1 protein-coding gene is annotated in these 1,244 nt (G+C 45.8%); it reads left to right on the top strand.

What is annotated here, in order from left to right; translation table 11 throughout:
- The gene (tuf, locus tag HUS62_RS22290; RefSeq protein ID WP_175081191.1) at positions 1–1,185 is read left to right on the top strand and encodes an elongation factor Tu; all 1,185 of its coding nucleotides are present in this window, start codon (positions 1–3) and stop codon (positions 1,183–1,185) included.
- The last annotated feature ends 59 nt before the right edge of the window (positions 1,186–1,244 follow it).

Here is a 1,244-nt window from a genome sequence, read left to right as displayed (position 1 = left end):
ATGGCAAAAGAAAAGTTTGAACGCGTAAAACCGCACGTAAACGTTGGTACAATCGGCCACGTTGACCACGGTAAAACAACTCTAACAGCAGCAATCACTAACGTACTTGCAAAAGTATACGGTGGTGTAGCTAAAGACTTCGCATCAATCGATAACGCTCCAGAAGAGCGTGAGCGTGGTATCACAATCTCAACTTCACACGTTGAGTACGATACTCCAACTCGTCACTACGCACACGTAGACTGTCCAGGACACGCCGATTATGTTAAAAACATGATCACTGGTGCTGCTCAAATGGACGGCGCAATCCTAGTAGTTGCTGCGACTGACGGTCCTATGCCACAAACTCGTGAGCACATCCTACTTTCTCGTCAGGTTGGTGTACCTTACATCATCGTATTCATGAACAAATGTGACATGGTTGACGACGAAGAGCTACTTGAGCTAGTTGAGATGGAAGTTCGTGAACTTCTTTCTGAGTACGACTTCCCAGGTGATGACTTACCACTAATCCAAGGTTCAGCGCTTAAAGCGTTAGAAGGCGAGAAAGAGTGGGAAGACAAAATCGTTGAGCTTGCAGAAGCACTAGATTCTTACATCCCAGAGCCAGAGCGTGACATCGATAAGCCATTCATCATGCCTATCGAAGACGTATTCTCAATCCAAGGTCGTGGTACTGTTGTAACTGGCCGTGTTGAAGCTGGTATCATCAACGTGAATGACGAAGTTGAAATCGTAGGTATCAAAGAAACTACGAAGACAACTTGTACAGGTGTTGAAATGTTCCGTAAGCTTCTAGACGAAGGTCGTGCGGGTGAGAACATCGGTGCACTTCTACGTGGTACTAAGCGTGAAGACGTTGAACGTGGTCAAGTACTAGCTAAGCCTGGTTCAATCACTCCACACACGAAGTTCACTTCAGAAGTATACGTACTTTCTAAAGATGAAGGTGGTCGTCACACTCCATTCTTCAAAGGTTACCGTCCACAGTTCTACTTCCGTACAACTGACGTAACAGGTGACGTACAGTTACCAGAAGGCGTAGAAATGGTAATGCCTGGTGACAACATCAAGATGACTGTAGAACTAATCTGCCCAATCGCGATGGACGAAGGTTTACGCTTCGCTATCCGTGAAGGTGGCCGTACAGTTGGTGCTGGTGTTGTTGCAACTATCGTTGAGTAATATCAACAGATAGAGCTTCACAGCTTATAAAAAGGTCGCCTAGGCGGCCTTTTTTAATG

This window comes from Pseudoalteromonas sp. 0303, assembly GCF_013349995.1.
Classification (GTDB): domain Bacteria; phylum Pseudomonadota; class Gammaproteobacteria; order Enterobacterales; family Alteromonadaceae; genus Pseudoalteromonas.
The sequence above is the reverse complement of the archived record's forward strand: the minus strand, read 5'-3'. Positions and strand labels throughout refer to the sequence as shown.

Coding starts and splice junctions, on each gene's coding strand:
- tuf (WP_175081191.1), top strand. CDS start 1: ATGGCAAAAGAAAAGTTTGAACGCGTAAAACCGCACGTAAACGTTGGT.